The organism is Actinopolyspora alba (assembly GCF_900112765.1).
Taxonomy (GTDB): domain Bacteria; phylum Actinomycetota; class Actinomycetes; order Mycobacteriales; family Pseudonocardiaceae; genus Actinopolyspora; species Actinopolyspora alba.
The window spans coordinates 26,389-42,864 of the sequence record NZ_FOMZ01000021.1; the positions used below are offsets into that span (position 1 = coordinate 26,389).

Genomic DNA, 16,476 nt, shown 5'->3' on the forward strand with positions numbered 1-16,476 from the left:
GTGTCTTCTCTCGTGTCGTGGAAGGTTCTTTTGTTTTCCGAGAAAATTATTTCGCAAGAGTTTCCGGAAATAGTGGAATGGTTTCGGGGGCATCTGGAGAGTTCGAGTAAGAGTATGGATCGTTCGGGCGCGGTTTGCCCGTTCGCGGGGCCCGCTCGAAATGCGGAAACGCTCGACTTTCGTGTGGCTGAGGTGGCCGATAGTGACGGCCTGTCCGAGCTCGCCGCGCTTATGGAGGAAAACGTCGAAGAATTCGAGAAGATCGACTGGCCTGCGGGTAAGGAGGGTATAGGAGCGCTCGTTGTCGTCATACGGGGGCTTCCGGAAAACCAGTATTTCCTGCTGGATGACGCCCAAGGTGCGGTGAAGGACATCGCGGTGCGGAAAGGATTGATGATCGGACAGTTTTACCCGAGCTGTCCCGACTCCTCGGCGAGAAATCCGAATTTTCAGGTTTCGCAGGCTCCGGAGCCGCTTTTCGTGATACGCCGTATGGCTTTTCATGATATTCTTTTTCTGCACGACAATCCTAGGTTGTTCGCCGAGTACGAGCGGAGGTTCGGGCACTATTACACCGAACGCGGGGAACGTAGTATTGATCCAAGGTTCGTGGAACTTTATCGTACCGCTCGAGGGGAACTTTCCAAGAGTCCCTACATTGATTACCAGAGTATAGACACACTCTTGTCGCTCCAGTGCCCCAACACTCGAGCACCCGCCGAGATGACGTTCTACGTGATCGGTCAGGTGAAGGAACTGCTGTTCAAATTAATTTACAGGGAAGCTCGGTCCGCTCGGGCGCGTATTGTCGAAAACCGGGTGGAGGACGCTATCGTCCATTTGGGAAGAATCAAGCAGGAGTTCGACACGCTGAGCGCCACTTGGAATGTTATAGACACACTTTCACCGGTGGATTTCGCCGAGTTTCGTGACCAACTCGGCGAGGCATCGGGGATCGACTCCTACATGTTCCGGATGATGGAGTTCATGCTCGGGAAGAAATCAGAAGAAATGGCTGAACGACACAGTGGCATAGCGGGTGCGGAAGAAAACGTCCGGCGGGCGTTGCGTGAGAGCAGTGTTTATGATGTTGCTGTGGAGCTGCTGCTCGATCGGCTCGGATCGGCTGTCGAGAACCAGAATTACCAGGATTTGCCACATGATTCCTCCGCTTCGGAAAAAGTGCTTCGTGCGTGGACGATCCTGTATCGGCAACGAGATCGTTCCGACCAACTGTTTCGACTCGCGGAGTCCCTCATGGATGTTGCCGAGGCGTACGGGCGCTGGTGCTGTCAGCACATGTTGACGGTGGAACGAATCATAGGTTGCAAAACCGGTACAGGTGGGACTACAGGGGCTCACTGGCTTCGGAGCTCGGCGAATCATCGGATTTTTCCCGAACTCTGGCAGGCTCGTACTCTGGTCTGAATCTTTTTCGGATCGGTTTTCCATCGCTCCGAAGCGTTCGTTTTTCCGTTTGGTTTTTAATTCGAAATTTCCTTTCATGTGATCATGAGGAGCTGTCTTGGCCACTTCCGAGGAAACCGCGCAGAATATACTCGACGAGTACGAGGACAGGACCTCGGTATCGCGGTCGGCCTTCCTGAAGGCGCAGGACCACATGCCGGGCGGTGATACGCGCACGATGACGAGTTACTGGCCTTATCCGGTGTATTTCGACAAGGGACAGGAAAACACTGTACGAGATCTTGACGGGAACTGGTACACGGACTTTCTGGCCAACTACGGTGCTCTGGTGCACGGCCACAACCACCCTGCTCTGATCGAAGCGGTCCACGAGCAGATCGAGAAGGGAACCGCTCCGGGGGGTCCCACGTTCGTTCAAATCGAGCACGCACGCCGGATGCGTGAACGAGTCCCCTCACTGGAAAAATTGCGTTACTGCAACTCCGGTACCGAGGCGACCATGTGGGCGATACGAACGGCTCGTGCCTTTACAGGTCGTGATCTGGTGATCAAGATACACGGTGGCTATCACGGGACCCATGACTGGAGTCAGATCAGTGCCTTCGTCGCCGCCGGCGGGGAATTCGAGCAGTATGATCGAGATCTGGACCCTGTGCAGGTGAGTCCTGGCGTTCCCGAGAGCGTGCTCAATTCGGTTCTGTCCATTCCTTACAATGATACCGCGACAGCTCGACGAGTTCTGGACGATTATGCGGACCGGATCGCGGCCGTGATAGTCGAGCCGGTGCTGGGCGTCGGTGGTGGTATTCCAGCGGAACCGGATTTCATGCGCACTCTTCGAGATCGAACCGCTGCTATGGAAGCACTGCTCGTTTTCGACGAATGTGCCACGTTCCGGGTCGGCCCCTGGCAGCTGAAGCACGATGTCCGACCCGACCTGACCACTTTCAGCAAGATCGTCGGAGGTGGTCTTCCCATCGGTGTTTTCGGAGGACGTTCAGATGTGATGAAGATTTTCGACCCGCTGTCCGAAAGTGAACCTGTCTTTCATGCCAGCGCTTTCGGGGGCAACAGTCTTTCGCTGGCTGCCGGCATCGCCGCCCTGGACAATTTCGGGTCGGACGAGATCGAGCGTCTCAACGAACTCGGATCCACACTTCGCGCGGGTCTCGACCGGATGGCGGCTCGGGAGGGGATCGCGGGTGACGCGGTTGGTTTCGGCTCCATCAGCTATTTCCACTTCGGCTCGGGAAGACTGGACAACGCGGCGGACACCGCGGCCAGACGTGCGAACAGGGCTACGCTGCGAGGCTTGGTGCATCTGGAGCTGCTCAACAAGGGATTCCTGGTGGGAAGACACGGCATCATTTGTCTCAGTACTCCTACGTCGAACGAGGCCGTGTCCGGTTTAATCAGTGCTTTCGGCGAGGTACTGCGCAAGCTGCGTCCCTACATCGCCCATTACCATCCCGACCTGCTTGTCGAGCCCTCGGTACGCGGAGAATCGGCATGAGCGTCTCACCCGCGGACTGGTCGTTGACGCGAGCGGCTCGTGAACTGACCAGCGGACGCGTCACCGCCGAGACATACGCTCGCGCGCTTCTCGCCCGCTGTGCCGAATATCGCTGGCTGAACGCTTTCGTCGCCTGTGATCCGTCGCGCGTGTTGGAGCAGGCACGTGTCGCTGACTCGGTAGGCCCGGACGCCACACGTCCGCTGCACGGTGTACCGATCGCGGTCAAGGACAACATCGACACGTCCGGGTGGAACACCACGGCAGGAACACCGGCATTGCGGGACAATCTCGCCCACTTCGACGCCGGGGCGTGGTCACGACTGCGTGATGCCGGAGCCATCCTGCTGGGCAGAACGAACATGCACGAACTTGCCTATGGGATCACAGGGGAAAATCACTGTTTCGGGTCGGTCTCTAACCCAGTCGCCGCGGGCAGGCTTGCCGGCGGTAGCAGTAGCGGCAGTGCGGCGGCCGTCGCTGCCTCACTCGCTCCGGCCGGTTTGGGAACCGACACCGGTGGATCGGTGCGCATTCCCGCCGCGCATTGTGGCATCATCGGATTCCGGCCCAGTACGGGGAGATACCCTGCGGACGGAGTCCTCCGGATATCGCACACCCGTGACACGGTCGGCATCATGGCACGTGATGTAGCCGATCTGTGTCTGCTCGACAGTGTACTCGCGTTCGAGACCGAAACATCGGATCCCACGGACTGGGGAAAACCCGGTACGCGGCTCGTCGTCCCCTCGTTCCCGGGAAATGGCGACCTCGACGCGGAGCTGATGGCCGTTTTCCGTCGTGGATTGGAGAGACTACGGAGCGCGGGACTGGTTCTGATCGACTCGGACCATCCCCCGGAGGTTCCGGAGTTGATCGACAAAACGAGTTTCCCGATATCCCTCGCCGAAACCCCCGTCAACTTCCGGAACTATCTGGCCGGGATGAAATACCCGGTGGGGCTGGAGCGGTTGTTGGCGTCGGTGGCGGATCCCGAGGTGCGCGAGTTGTTGTACCCGCTCCTGTCGGAGGATCTCATAGGGGACTCCGAGTATCGACGGGCTGTGGACAGTCTTCTTCCGGAACTCGATCAGCTGGCTCGGCACACCCTAGACAGGCATGGCGCGGTGGCTTACCTGGTTCCTACCACCGTCCTCGGCCCACCCGGTACGGACACCTGCCGCGAGGTGTCGCTCAACGGTCGTAGTGTGCCCACCTTTTCCACCTACGTGCGCAACACCAATCTGGCCAGTCTCGTCGGCTGGCCTTCGATCAGCATCCCGGTCGGAAAAACGGTGCGGGGCCTGCCTGTCGGTCTCCAGCTGGACGTTCCCACCGGTCATGACCGTCAGCTGCTGGAGCTGGCTCGACGCTGCGGCACTCTGCTGTCCGGTGCTTCGCCGTAGCCGATGTAACTCCTCGATACCCACTAAGCGGAACACAGACGTCATAGGAGTGATTTCCTTGCGGAACCCCTCGGAAGTGTTCGGTTCCGAACACCTGCCGGATCGGCTCTCCGACGCCGAGCTCATCGAGAGGTACCGACGAAGCGGCGGAGATCCGGAAGAGTTGATCTATCTAAGTCTGGGGGAGAGTTGGACCGGATCGCCCGCAGGGCTTCGTGAGGCACTGTCGGGTGCGGTACCCGAGTACGCGCACGGCTACACGCTCTCCCCGTACGGTTTTCCCGCACTGCGGGATGTCCTACGGCGGTACATCGTTACCACGCACGAACTCCTCCCGGAACCGGACGTTCGAACCGACTACGAGGTCGCGGTGAGCTCGAACGGAACCCGGGACGCGATGTTCGACTTCGGTAGGCTGTTGTGCGCCACCGCTGGTGAGCGTGAAGGAGACAAGATCGCGTTGCTGCCCAATCCCGGTTGGGACTACTCCGGGGTTTTCGAGCCGCTCGGTTTCCGCGTGTTGCCTTATGACGTGTCGGAAGCGGACGCATATCGCCCCGACGTCGATTCGGTGGTGCGGCTCCTGGACGTCAGCAGGAAGAGCTGCCCACAAGCCCAGCTGTTGCTGATTCTCAACCCGCAGCACAATCCTACCGGAGCGGACTGGGGGGACGAGGCCGTACGACAGTTGATCAGAGCCGCACTGCGGAACCGAGTCGCTCTGCTGATAGACGACGCGTTCTATGCCGTCCACGATCCGGATACTGTGCCCACCAACACCGTCGAGATTCTGCTGGCGGAATCGGCCCGTAGTGAGGTGGGCAGTCGGTTTCCCTGGCTGGCCGTCCGAACCCTGGGCAAGCAGTTCCACTGCAACGGCTGGGGGATCGGTGCGTTGACGGCCCATCCCGAAACATTGCGCGGCCTGGTTCGACAGGTGCACCATCACGCATACGGCGCTGCCGTGCCTTTGCAGGCGGCGATGGCCGGATGGATGGGTGATCCGGCCTCGGCTTCGTATCTCGAAACCTTACGATGCGACTATGCCGCCAAACGTACGCACGTCGCCCGAAGGTTGGTAAGTGAACTCGGTTATCCGAAGCACGCCGGTTTTCCGGGGGATTGTACTTCGTATGTCCGACTCCGTGTTCCCGAACGATTTTTGTGTTTTTCCGATCCGGCTGCGACATATCGGGGACGATGCCTTCACGATGCTGGTGTTCTGCTCGGCGAGGGAAGTATGGTTCCCATCCATCACGGAAGTGATTCGGTCTCGAAACACGTACGGCTGTACCTCGGTCCGAAACGTTTCGAGCTCGATTCGGCGATGGACCGGATCCTGGAGGCCGGACTGGGCTGGGCCGAGCCGACCCCAACGAAGTGAACCATTCCGCTCCTGGTGGGGCGAACGGTTGCTCGTGGCGTCCGGTGGCGGCCCGCTGGGTGGCGGTCGGCCCTACCGTTCATGGTCTCGCTCCTGGTCAGCGCAACTAAATGAAAAATACTAATTTACGTACGGTGTTCGGGTCGCCTGTATTCGAAAGTCGGGTTCGAGCTGAATCTTTTCGGTCGGATGACACGTATGGATGTCGGTGGTTGGGAGAGAACACGTAACCGGCTATCATGAATACAAGAGTGGTTCACGGGTATGGTGTCAGACCGATGCGACCGCTGCACAGACGTTTTCGGATTCGTTGTTTCGGTTCCGAGGTCGTTGAGCCGGACGACGTGATGGGGCGCGTGACCGGTTGTGAGCTCTCGGCACCGTGCCGCTCTCTCACAGTCTGGAGGAAACCGCTATGACCAATCCCGTTCCGTCCGCCGGTGACGATCGGCTTACCGGAGGCGCTTCCGCGCAACCGGTATCACCGACCGGACGATACGTCCTGGTGTTCAGCGACGAGACGTTCGCCCGCGAGACCGATCAGGTCGAAACGCTGCGTTCGGTGGGTGGCGCGGTCAACGTGGCCAGCACCTCCGACTACGAATGGCGTGCGCTGGACGTGGATCAGGCCGCCTCGGCCGATGCCACCGTCTTCGCCGACCTCGGTATCGGCACGGTGACGGCCGATCCGGACAGGGCGGCCTCGATCATGGCCGCCGCCGCCGAGGACCCCCGCGTGACGGCTGTCGAGCCCGAACAGTACATGTACGCTCTGAGCGGGCCGGAGGACACACAGGCAGAACCGTCCACGGCTCGGACACCGACCACCGACACCGGCTGGTCCACCGTTCGGGCCGCCCCCGTCGAATTCCACGACACCTCCGAGGCGACCTGGGGGCTACAGGCCACCGGAGTGCTCGACTCCGCCGCGAACGGCCAGGGAATCCGAGTGGCCGTGCTGGACACGGGACTCGACCTGCGTCATCCGGACTTCCCCGACCGCGAGATCTCGGCACGCTCCTTCGTGACCGGCGAACCCGCCCAGGACGGTAACGGTCACGGCACGCACTGCGTGGGCACGTCCTGCGGCCCGGAGAGCCCGCCGGAACCACCCGGCAGCCGTCGCTACGGCGTGGCGACCCGAGCCGAGATTCTGGTGGGCAAAGTGCTCGGCGACGGTGGTTCCGGTACCGATACCAACATCCTCGCCGCGATCAACTGGGCGATCGGCAACGACTGCCGGGTGATCTCCATGTCGCTCGGTGCCGACACCCGTGCCGTCTCACGGCGTTACGAGACCGTGGGGCAGCGGGCGCTCAATCGTGGTTCGCTGATCGTGGCAGCCGCGGGCAACAACGCCAACCGTGATTTCGGAAACCCCGGTTTCGTGGGGGTCCCGGCCAACAGCCCCTCGATCATGGCGGTCGCCGCGTTGGACTCCCGGCTCGGCATCGCCGACTTCTCGGCGCGCAGCAACCCGGTCGACGGCGGCCAGATCGACATCGCGGCGCCGGGAGTCGACGTGTACTCCACCTGGCCCATGGACCAGCGGTATCGCACGATCTCCGGTACGAGCATGGCCACCCCGCACGTCTCGGGCATCGCCGCGCTGTGGGCGCAGCGTACCGACGCGGCTGGGGAGGCGCTGTGGTCCACACTGATCCGTGGTGCCCAGCGGCTCGAACTGCCCGGCGTCGACGTCGGAGCGGGAATCGCCAAGGCACCCTCGTGAGGCGCGGACGGAGACCATGGCCGAAGAAGTGGTGGTCACCGTGCACGACGAGTGGCTCGACCACATCGACACCGTGGCGCAGCGACTGCGCCGGGTCGGGATGCGCGTGGACCGGGTGCTCGAGTTCGTGGGGGTGATCACCGGCGTTCTGGAGCGTGACCACTTCGACGCTGCCCGCGCAGTGCCGGGTGTCGCCGCGGTGGAACGTGGCGAGACCGTGCGGATCCCGCCCGGCGAGACCCAGTAGGAGCCCGCCACCTCGGTGAGTCGGGGTGGCGGGCTCCGAACCGGGGAGACCGTTCGTGGGAGCGTTTCGAGGAGAGCTTATCCAGCGGTGGCTTCACTACCCCCGGCGTTGCCCCGGGTACCACCAGTCCGACGGTGGGGTCGGTTCCGTGCCATCCCGCCCACCGGCACCATCCGGCGAGATTCCCGCGCGGCGCGCAACGGCACCCGGCATTCGTTCGGCGATGAGCCGGTTGAGATCCGTCGCGGGCACCAGCCCCTCCGCTCGTCCCTGATCCAGCACCAGGATCGAGCGCCGGGGGTCGTCGTAACGGGCGAGCACACTGGTCACCGGCTCACCACGACTCGCGGTGGTGAATTCGGAGAGCGGATCGGCCAGCTCGCGCAGCGTGTTCCGGTTTCGCTCGGTGATCGGCACCTCGTGCAGTCGACGGGGGCTGAGCACTCCTCGCAGCGTGCCGTCACGATCCACCACCGCGAACACCGAGCCGTCGTCGCCGAGCCGGGAGTTGAGCACGTCACTGACCGACAGGTCCGACCACAGCGGGGTCGCGCCGGTCGTGACGAACTCACCTATCCGGGTATCGCCCAACGCCATGCCCAACCTTGCCTGCTGGCGTTCGGCGGCGGCGGCCTGGAGCACGAAAAGGCCGACCAGCATCGCCCAGATTCCCTCGATGCCACGCGTGACCACACTCACGAAGCCGCCCGCGATGAGCAGGAAACCCAGACCAGCGCCCGTGCGGGTCGCCCACAGGGCTGCTTTGAAGCGTTGCCCGGTACGGGCCCAGATCACCGCGCGCAGAATTCGACCGCCGTCCAGCGGAGCGGCCGGAAGCAGGTTGAACACCATGATCGCCAGGTTCAACATCCCCAGATAGGCAGCAACGATGATCGCCAGCTGTCCGGCCTGCAGGATGACCAGCACCCATGTCGCCAGCGCGAACGCCCCCGCCACCGCGCCGCTCACCAGCGGTCCGACCCCGGAGATGAACAACTCCGCCCTGGGGCTGGGGGCCTCGCCGCGCAGGCGGGCTACCCCGCCGAGCAGCCACAGCGTGACCCGGTCGACGCTGAGGCCGTGCCGTAAGGCCACGAGCGCGTGAGCCAGTTCGTGCAGCAGCACCGAGACGATCAGCAACAGCGCGGCCGCGGTGCTCGCGATCCAGTAGAAAACCGTGGCGTGGCCGGGCAGCGTGGTGGGCAGCCAGTAGGCACCCAGCATGAAGACGATCAGTCCGATGATGCCCGCCACGCTCCAGTGCAGCTGCAGGCGAATCCCGGCCACCCGGCCCAGCGGAATCGTTCCCGTCATCACCGTTCACCGCCCTTCGGCGGGGTGTTGCCGACCGCGGAGTGCGACGTGTGCCCACTGCGCGGTCATCCCGATGTCCAGCGTAGTCGCTTCCCCGGTCGGTTATCGAACAACCGTGCGTGCCCGAGCTTCGAGGAAGGCCGGATCTCGCCGGTATCCTCCGGTCCTCGTGGCGTCGCGAGTACCGTCGATTCCGCGACCGGGTGAAGGGAAGAGCTGCTGATGAGTGCGGGCACGGCGACACGAGGATCACGGCCGCGTGGTTCCGCGCGGGAGCGGCTGCTCGAGGCCGCATCCGAACTGTTCTACCGGCACGGCATCCGTGCCGTCGGTATCGACACGGTCATCGAGCGTGCCGGGGTCGCCAAGATGAGTCTGTACAACCACTTCAGCTCCAAGGACGAGCTGGTGGCCGCCTACCTCGAGCGCCGTGAACAGCGCTGGAGCGCGTTCTTCGACAGCGAGCTGCGACGGATCGGCGGCACGCCCGCGGGTCGGGTGCTGGCGGCTTTCGACATCTTGGCGAGCTGGCTCGAGCGGGAGTGCCCCCGTGGATGTGCTTTCGGCAACGCCGAGGCCGAACTCGCCGATCCGACGCATCCCGCGCAGGCGGTGATCGAGGCGGACAAGGCGCGGTTGCGCGAATGGCTGACCGAACTGGTCGCCGCCTCGGGGTCCACCGATCCGGGGCTGGTGGCCGAGCAGCTCTTCCTGCTGTGGGAAGGGGTGCTGGTCACCTCGGGCACCGAACGGGTCCGTGATCCGGTCGCCGCGGCCAAACAGGCTGCCGCGCGACTGCTGGGATGAGCCCTACATACCCCTCGGGGGTGGTTCATGGCCCTCCGGCGGGGCCTGGTTCGTACGGGTGGGGTTACGGGTAGGGGGTATTCTGAGGGTGGTTTGTCCGTGTCGGTGAGGGAGGTCGAATGCGCGGGTACGCCCAGGACAAAGAGGAGTACCTCAAGCGGCTGCGGCGTGTCGAGGGTCAGGTGCGCGGTCTGGCACGCATGGTCGAGAACGATGAGTACTGCATCGACGTGCTGACCCAGGTCTCGGCGGTGACCAAGGGGCTGCAGGCGGTGTCGCTGGGGTTGCTGGACGAGCACCTCAAGCACTGCGTGGCCGAGGCGGTCTCCGAGGGCGGTGAGGACGCCGAGGCCAAGATCCAGGAGGCCAGCGACGCCATCGCTCGTCTCGTGCGCTCCTGAGTCGGCCACTTCTCGGCGCTCTGCCCGGCGGACGCGGGTGCGTGTCCGTTCCGGGACGAGTCCTGTGCCGGGTGCTCGTCGTCGTTGGTCCGACCGCGGGAGCGCGGCGTTCGACTCGTTGACACGGTACCCCCGTAGGGTATATAGCTGGGTTCGGAACACGATACCCAACGTGGACGGTCACGAGTCGCCGCCGGCGGCCTCCGTCGCGGTGCCGCGGCACGCTCCCGGTCGTGTCGAGAGGGGAACCAACGATGACCACCGGCCGGCAGGACACGCTCCCATCTGAGCAGGCGATCGACACCGAACTGTCGGTCGGCGGAATGACCTGCGCCTCCTGCGCCTCCCGGATCGAGCGCAAGCTCAACAAGCTCGACGGGGTGAGTGCCACCGTCAACTACGCCACCGAGAAGGTCAGGGTGACTCATCCCCCTGACACCGGTACCGAGCGGCTCGTCGGCACAATCGAGGCGGCGGGCTACAGTGCCACTCCGGCCGGCTCCTACAGCTCCGAAGGCCCCGACGAAACGGCGGGTGAAGCCACGGAGGCCGCCGGGGGAGAGGGGGACGAGGAGCTGCTGCTCCGGCAGCGGTTGATCGTATCGGCGCTGCTCTCGGCCCCCGTCATCGCCATGGCCATGGTGCCCGCGCTGCAGTTCACCTACTGGCAGTGGATCTCGTTGACCCTGGCCGCGCCGGTTCTGGTGTGGGGGGCGCTGCCGTTCCACCGCGCCACTTGGACGAACCTGCGCCACGGCGCCGTCACGATGGACACCCTGATATCGCTGGGTACCTCGGCCGCCTTCGGCTGGTCGCTGTACGCCCTGCTGTTCGGCGGCGCCGGGGTGCCCGGAATGACCCACTCCTTCGAGTTCTCGGTGCAACACGTCGACGGTGGGAGCTCGATCTACCTCGAAGTCGCCGCCGGAGTGACCACCTTCATCCTGGCGGGCAGGTACTTCGAGGCCCGCTCCAAGCGTCGATCCGGAGCGGCGCTACGTGCGCTGCTGCGACTCGGTGCCAAAGAGGTCGCGGTGCTGCGCGACGGCCGGGAGTCGCTCGTTCCGGTCGAACAGCTGCGCGTCGATGATCTGTTCGTGGTACGTCCCGGTGAGAAGATCGCCACCGACGGAGTGGTGACCGAGGGCAGCTCGGCCGTGGACGCGAGCATGCTCACCGGCGAATCCGTGCCCGTCGAGGTCGAGCCCGGTGACACCGTGATCGGTGCCACGGTCAACGCGGGCGGCCGGATGGTGGTGCGTGCCACGCGGATCGGTTCCGACACCCAGCTGGCCCGGATGGCCAAGCTGGTCGAGGACGCGCAGGCGGGAAAGGCGCGGGTACAGCGTCTCGCCGATCGGGTCTCGGCGGTGTTCGTGCCGATCGTGATCGTCCTCGCGCTCGGTACGCTGCTGTACTGGCTGCTCGCCGGTGGGGGAGTCACTACCGCGTTCACCGCCGCCGTGGCCGTGCTGATCATCGCCTGCCCCTGTGCCCTGGGACTGGCCACCCCCACGGCACTGCTGGTCGGTACCGGCAGAGGGGCTCAGCTGGGAATCCTGATCAAGGGTCCCGAGGTGCTGGAGTCCACTCGCCGCGTGGACACCGTCGTGCTGGACAAGACCGGAACGATCACCACGGGCGACATGGAGCTGCTCTCGGTCCACACCACCGAGGACGGTTCGGATTCCGAGGCGTTGGCCTTGGCCGGAGCGTTGGAGAACGGTTCGGAGCACCCGATCGCCCGGGCCATCGCTCGCGGCGCCGCCGAGCGGGTGGGTCCGCTTCCCGCGATCGAGGAATTCGGCAACGTCGAGGGACTCGGCGTACACGGAGCCGTCGACGGCCACACCGTCCTCGTGGGGCGTGCCCAGCTGATCGAGCAGCGGGGCATTACGCTGCCGAGGCCACTCGCCGAAGCCAAGCGGGCCGCCGAACGGGACGGCTCGACCGCGGTGGTGGTGGCCCGCGACGGTGAGGCCCGCGCCGTGCTGGTCGTCGCCGACACCGTCAAACCCAGCAGCGCGCCGGCCGTGCGAGGAATGCGCGAGCTGGGACTCACCCCCGTGCTGTTGACCGGTGACAACGACGCGGTAGCCCGCTCCATCGCTGCCCGCGTCGGTATCGAGCAGGTCTGGTCCGAGGTGATGCCCGAGGACAAGGTCGACGTCGTCGGGCGTATCCAGGACCGGGGCGGCGTGGTCGCCATGGTCGGTGACGGGGTCAACGACGCCGCGGCGCTCGCACGTGCCGACCTGGGACTGGCGATGGGGACCGGTACCGACGTGGCGATCGAGGCCAGCGATCTCACGCTGGTGCGTGGCGATCCGCGCGCCGCGGTGGACGCGATCCGGCTGTCCAGGCGCACGCTTCGGACCATCAAGGGCAATCTGTTCTGGGCGTTCGGGTATAACGTGGCCGCGTTGCCGCTGGCCGCGGCGGGACTGCTCAACCCCATGATCGCGGGGGCGGCCATGGCGTTCAGCTCGGTGTTCGTCGTCGGCAACAGTCTTCGACTCCGCGGTTTCCGCGGGGTCGCTCACCGGGACGCCGCGGGCACCCCGCTCGGGGCCGACGGCGATCCCGTTCGTGCGGAAACCACTTCGCTCACCCACTAGGCCTCCGGCCGCCGAAACTCACTCGCCGGTTCCGGAGGGAGCCGCCACCGGACCCACCGAGTCGTCGACCCTGCCGAACAGCGCCTCCGAACGGAGTGCGGCGTAACCGGGTTTGATCACCTCGTTGATCAGCGCGAGCCGTTGGTTGAACGGCAGGAACGCCGACTTCATCGCGTTGACCGTGAACCACTGCAGATCGTCCAGCGTGTAGCCGAAGGTGTCGATGAGCTCGCGGAACTCACCACTCATGCTGGTCTGGCTCATCAGCCTGTTGTCGGTGTTGACCGTCACGCGGAAGTGCAGCCCCCGCAGCAGGGCGATGGGGTGCTCCGGCAGGGAGTTCACCGTCCCGGTGTGCACGTTGGACCGTGGGCACATCTCGAGCGGAATCCGCCGGTCCCGCACGAAGGAGGCGAGCCGTCCCAAGTGGGCTGTTCCGTGCTCGTCGAACGTGATGTCGTCGAGGATCCGAACTCCGTGCCCCAGGCGCGCCGCGCCGCAGTACTGGATCGCTTCCCAGATGGAGGGAAGCCCGAACCCCTCGCCCGCGTGAATGGTGAAGTGGAAGTTCTCACGGCGCAGGTACTCGAACGCCTCCAACGACTGGGTGGGTGGATGGCCCGCTTCCGGGCCGGCGATGTCGAAACCGACCACGCCCTCGTCGCGGTAACGCACCGCCAGCCTGGCGATCTCGGAGGAACGGGAGGCCTGTCGCATGGCACACAGCAGCAGCCCGATCCTGATTCGCCCGCCGTGCCGCGCCGCACGGTTCGCGCCCTCGGCGAATCCGGCCAGGATGGCCTCGACCACCTGGTCCAACTCCAGACCGCCCTGGGTGCTCAGTTCGGGGGCATAACGGATCTCGGCGTATACCACCCCGTCGGCGGCGAGGTCCTCGGCGCACTCCGCCGCGACCCGGTGCAGTGCCTCCGAAGTCTGCAGCACCCCGACAGTGTGGGCGAAACGTTCCAGGTATTCCTCCAGCGAGCCTGCCTCGGCCGCCGCGGCGAACCAGGCTTCCAACTCCTCGGGATCCGTGCTCGGCAGCTGCTCGTAGCCGTTCCGCGCGGCGAGTTCGGCGACCGTCCGCGGGCGCAGGCCACCGTCCAGGTGGTCGTGCAGCAGTACCTTCGGAGCCTGCACGAGCTGTTCGTCCGTGGGGCCGGTGGTCATCCCTCGCATCAGTGCTCCTTCTGCTTTGCGCAATGTTGTCAGACAAGTTTGATTGGTCGAGTGTCTACACCTCGCGCCGCTTTCGTGTCAAACTTTGCTTGCGATCGGCGTTTCGCATGGTCGTCTTGTTGTGTTCCCGGTTCGGCCGGGCTGATTGACCGGAGTGTGTCTTCGGAACTAACTTGTCTGACAAAGTTCCGAATGAGGTGAAGTGTGCCGGGCAGTCGTGGATCACAGCGCAGACCGTCGGTGGAGCTCTACGAGCGGATCGTGGACGCCATCCGCCAAGGACACTACCCACCCGGCTCGGCACTGCCGTCCGAACCCGAACTCGCCGGCGAGCTGGGGGTGAGTCGCCCGGCGCTGCGGGAGGCGCTGATCCTGCTGCAGGAGGACGGGGTGATCACGGTTCGTCGGGGGGTGGGGCGCACGGTCAGTACCGGAACCCCGCAGCGGGGGTTCGAACGCCTGGGCTCCGTGGAGAAGTTGTTGGGGGCCGAGACGACAGGCGTTCGTGCGCTGGCCCGCTCCACCGAGGAACCGACCGACCTGGTGCTGCAGCACCTGCCGGTCCCCGCGGCCAGTGAGATCCGGTTCTGGGAGAGCATCGTCGACGTCGAGGGTTCGCCCGCCTGCCTGGTCCAGGAATGGATTCTGCCGGACGAGACCCTCGGCGAGCTGGATCCGGACCTGCCGGAAGCGTTGCGTGTCGCCTCGGAGGAGCCGAGGACCATGCTGGACGTGCTGACCTCGCGCTCTCCCGGGCTTTCGCTGCGCGGGTCGAGCGGGATCACCGCGACAGTGCTGGGAGGGCAACGCGGTGCGGCCTTCCGGCGTCCGGCAGACACCCCGGTGGTGTTGATCACCCAGGTGGTCCGCGGGGACAGCACGCCGCTGATGATCGGCAAGTACATGCTGCCCAGCGGGGCTCCCGCCGTGCCGTTGTTGCAGACCAGATGAGCGGTAGGAGTTCGCCGCCGCCGTTCCTCCCCGCGTTCGGCGGAACCTTCCGCGTGATTTCGCCGCGTGCGGCGGACTGATCCCAGTTCTCTTCGAGGGCTCACCCGCTCGATCAACGGCGGGAGCCGTGCGATTTCCCGGAGAGGATTCGGGCTTCGAAAGGTGGGCGGGGAGACATCCGCCGATTCGGTACGCGGCTGCGCCGACTCGGCGGTACCGGGCACCGCTGAAAAGACGCTGTGCGTCAGATTGTGTTGACCGGGACGTCACCTCGTCCTAAGTTGCCCGAACGGTGTTCGGCTTTTCGGACGGCCGGTTTCGGGACGATCGGCTACCGCGTTCGGGTGGCTCACATTGCCCGGTCGAGTGGATCAGCGTGTCACGGCCGGTCAGGTGAACGCGTGATTCCTAGTGTGCCGAGCACGGACAACCTTTGAGGAGCCCATGTTCACCAAACGAATTCCGCTTCGGACAGCGGGTGTTATCGCCGCTTTGCTGACGAGCCTCGGAATCGCTGCTCCCGGCGCCGCCGCGGCGGACTACCCGATGCCCGGTGCCGTGACCGGCGATATCGGCGCACACGACCCATCCATGGTGCGTACGGATTCCGGCTACCGATTGTTTTCCACCGGTGGCGGGATACAGCAGCGCCTTTCCACCGACAGAGTCGACTTCGAACGTACCGGTTCGGCGTTCGACAGTCTTCCGTCCTGGATCCACGACTACAATTCCGAGGGCGAGATCTGGGCCCCGGACGTCTCCCACCACAACGGCAGGTACTGGCTGTACTACGCCGCCTCCTCGTTCGGATCCAACCACTCTGCGATCGGTCTGGCCACCAGCACGACCGCGGCGCCCGGTGACTGGCAGGACCAGGGCATCGTCTACAGCACGACCACCGGCGACAACCACAACGCCATCGACCCGAACCTGTTCGTCGACAGCTCCGGAAAGTGGTGGCTGGCCTTCGGCTCCTTCTGGAGCGGGATCCGCATGATCAGGCTCGACCCCGCCACCGGAAAGCAGCACGATACGGACCGAACCCTGTACCATCTCGCCAGCGGTCCCGCCTCGGACGCCGTCGAGGCTCCGGAGATCGTCGAGCGCGACGGCTACTTCTACCTGATCACCTCTTTCGGGCAGTGCTGTCAGGGTACCGACAGCACGTACCGGGTCGTGGTCGGACGTTCCACCTCGCCCACCGGTCCCTATGTGGACCGCTCCGGAACCCCCATGCTGCAGGGCGGTGGTACGCGAATACTCGGCAGTCACGACAACATCATCGGGCCCGGTGGACAGAGCGTGATGCACGACAGCGATGGCAGCCTGCTCGTCTACCACTACTACGACGCCAACGACTCCGGCGCGCACAAGCTGGGTATCAACCTGCTCGGCTGGGACTCCCAGGGGTGGCCCTACGTGACGTGAGCTCTCGGTTCCGCTCGTGGTGAAGCGGCCGGTCGGACCTGGGCGAGGTCCGACCGGCCGTTGTG

General features: G+C 64.6%; 13 protein-coding genes. 11 read left to right on the forward strand and 2 right to left on the reverse strand.

Features of this window, described 5'->3' with window-relative positions:
• Window positions 1–12: 12 nt before the first annotated feature.
• From BM150_RS22975 to BM150_RS23000, 6 genes are all read left to right on the forward strand, one after another.
• Window positions 13–1,428 carry a tryptophan 2,3-dioxygenase gene (locus tag BM150_RS22975; protein WP_245755690.1) on the forward strand — a complete coding sequence of 472 codons (1,416 nt, stop codon included), beginning with the start codon at window positions 13–15 and terminating at the stop codon, window positions 1,426–1,428.
• A 97-nt stretch (window positions 1,429–1,525) separates the two neighbouring features.
• Window positions 1,526–2,941 (forward strand): aspartate aminotransferase family protein, encoded by a 1,416-nt coding sequence (locus BM150_RS22980; RefSeq protein WP_245755691.1) that lies wholly within the window; start codon window positions 1,526–1,528, stop codon window positions 2,939–2,941.
• On the forward strand, window positions 2,938–4,347 hold the full coding sequence (locus tag BM150_RS22985) for an amidase family protein (protein WP_092930038.1): 1,410 nt from the start codon (window positions 2,938–2,940) through the stop codon (window positions 4,345–4,347). The genes BM150_RS22980 and BM150_RS22985 overlap by 4 nt, the downstream gene beginning before the upstream one ends.
• 58 nt (window positions 4,348–4,405) lie before the next feature.
• Entirely contained in the window at window positions 4,406–5,731 is a 1,326-nt protein-coding gene (locus BM150_RS22990; RefSeq protein WP_217641885.1) for an aminotransferase class I/II-fold pyridoxal phosphate-dependent enzyme, read from the forward strand.
• A gap of 415 nt (window positions 5,732–6,146) precedes the next feature.
• The gene (locus tag BM150_RS22995) at window positions 6,147–7,463 is read left to right on the forward strand and encodes a S8 family serine peptidase (protein ID WP_092930044.1); all 1,317 of its coding nucleotides are present in this window, start codon (window positions 6,147–6,149) and stop codon (window positions 7,461–7,463) included.
• Window positions 7,464–7,479: 16 nt separating this feature from the next.
• Window positions 7,480–7,710 carry a hypothetical protein gene (locus BM150_RS23000; protein ID WP_092930047.1) on the forward strand — a complete coding sequence of 77 codons (231 nt, stop codon included), beginning with the start codon at window positions 7,480–7,482 and terminating at the stop codon, window positions 7,708–7,710.
• A 96-nt stretch (window positions 7,711–7,806) separates the two neighbouring features.
• Here the strand turns inward: BM150_RS23000 and BM150_RS23005 are convergent, their stop codons facing one another.
• Entirely contained in the window at window positions 7,807–9,024 is a 1,218-nt protein-coding gene (locus tag BM150_RS23005; protein WP_092930050.1) for a site-2 protease family protein, read from the reverse strand.
• 222 nt (window positions 9,025–9,246) lie between these two features.
• On the opposite strand from BM150_RS23005, the gene BM150_RS23010 reads away from it, so the two are divergent.
• The 3 genes from BM150_RS23010 to BM150_RS23020 all read left to right on the forward strand — a co-directional run bounded on the left by BM150_RS23010 (window position 9,247) and on the right by BM150_RS23020 (window position 12,850).
• Window positions 9,247–9,831 carry a TetR/AcrR family transcriptional regulator gene (locus tag BM150_RS23010; protein ID WP_092930053.1) on the forward strand — a complete coding sequence of 195 codons (585 nt, stop codon included), beginning with the start codon at window positions 9,247–9,249 and terminating at the stop codon, window positions 9,829–9,831.
• A 119-nt stretch (window positions 9,832–9,950) separates the two neighbouring features.
• Window positions 9,951–10,232 carry a metal-sensitive transcriptional regulator gene (locus BM150_RS23015; protein ID WP_092626884.1) on the forward strand — a complete coding sequence of 94 codons (282 nt, stop codon included), beginning with the start codon at window positions 9,951–9,953 and terminating at the stop codon, window positions 10,230–10,232.
• A 254-nt stretch (window positions 10,233–10,486) separates the two neighbouring features.
• Window positions 10,487–12,850 (forward strand): heavy metal translocating P-type ATPase, encoded by a 2,364-nt coding sequence (locus BM150_RS23020; RefSeq protein WP_092930056.1) that lies wholly within the window; start codon window positions 10,487–10,489, stop codon window positions 12,848–12,850.
• Window positions 12,851–12,868: 18 nt separating this feature from the next.
• On the opposite strand, the gene BM150_RS23025 is transcribed toward BM150_RS23020, so the two are convergent.
• Window positions 12,869–14,023 (reverse strand): adenosine deaminase, encoded by a 1,155-nt coding sequence (locus tag BM150_RS23025; protein WP_175496995.1) that lies wholly within the window; start codon window positions 14,021–14,023, stop codon window positions 12,869–12,871.
• Between the two features lie 213 nt (window positions 14,024–14,236).
• Between BM150_RS23025 and BM150_RS23030 the strand changes: the two genes are divergently transcribed.
• Both BM150_RS23030 and BM150_RS23035 read left to right on the forward strand, forming a co-directional pair.
• The gene (locus tag BM150_RS23030; RefSeq protein ID WP_245755692.1) at window positions 14,237–14,983 is read left to right on the forward strand and encodes a GntR family transcriptional regulator; all 747 of its coding nucleotides are present in this window, start codon (window positions 14,237–14,239) and stop codon (window positions 14,981–14,983) included.
• Between the two features lie 444 nt (window positions 14,984–15,427).
• The gene (locus BM150_RS23035; protein WP_092930065.1) at window positions 15,428–16,411 is read left to right on the forward strand and encodes an arabinan endo-1,5-alpha-L-arabinosidase; all 984 of its coding nucleotides are present in this window, start codon (window positions 15,428–15,430) and stop codon (window positions 16,409–16,411) included.
• Window positions 16,412–16,476 lie beyond the last annotated feature (65 nt).

Excerpts from the sequence above, each read along its gene's own strand:
- BM150_RS22985 (WP_092930038.1), top strand. The coding sequence starts at position 2,938 with ATGAGCGTCTCACCCGCGGACTGGTCGTTGACGCGAGCGGCTCGTGAA.
- BM150_RS22995 (WP_092930044.1), top strand. The coding sequence starts at position 6,147 with ATGACCAATCCCGTTCCGTCCGCCGGTGACGATCGGCTTACCGGAGGC.
- BM150_RS23000 (WP_092930047.1), top strand. The coding sequence starts at position 7,480 with ATGGCCGAAGAAGTGGTGGTCACCGTGCACGACGAGTGGCTCGACCAC.
- BM150_RS23005 (WP_092930050.1), bottom strand. The coding sequence starts at position 9,024 with ATGACGGGAACGATTCCGCTGGGCCGGGTGGCCGGGATTCGCCTGCAG.
- BM150_RS23010 (WP_092930053.1), top strand. The coding sequence starts at position 9,247 with ATGAGTGCGGGCACGGCGACACGAGGATCACGGCCGCGTGGTTCCGCG.
- BM150_RS23015 (WP_092626884.1), top strand. The coding sequence starts at position 9,951 with ATGCGCGGGTACGCCCAGGACAAAGAGGAGTACCTCAAGCGGCTGCGG.
- BM150_RS23020 (WP_092930056.1), top strand. The coding sequence starts at position 10,487 with ATGACCACCGGCCGGCAGGACACGCTCCCATCTGAGCAGGCGATCGAC.
- BM150_RS23025 (WP_175496995.1), bottom strand. The coding sequence starts at position 14,023 with ATGACCACCGGCCCCACGGACGAACAGCTCGTGCAGGCTCCGAAGGTA.
- BM150_RS23035 (WP_092930065.1), top strand. The coding sequence starts at position 15,428 with ATGTTCACCAAACGAATTCCGCTTCGGACAGCGGGTGTTATCGCCGCT.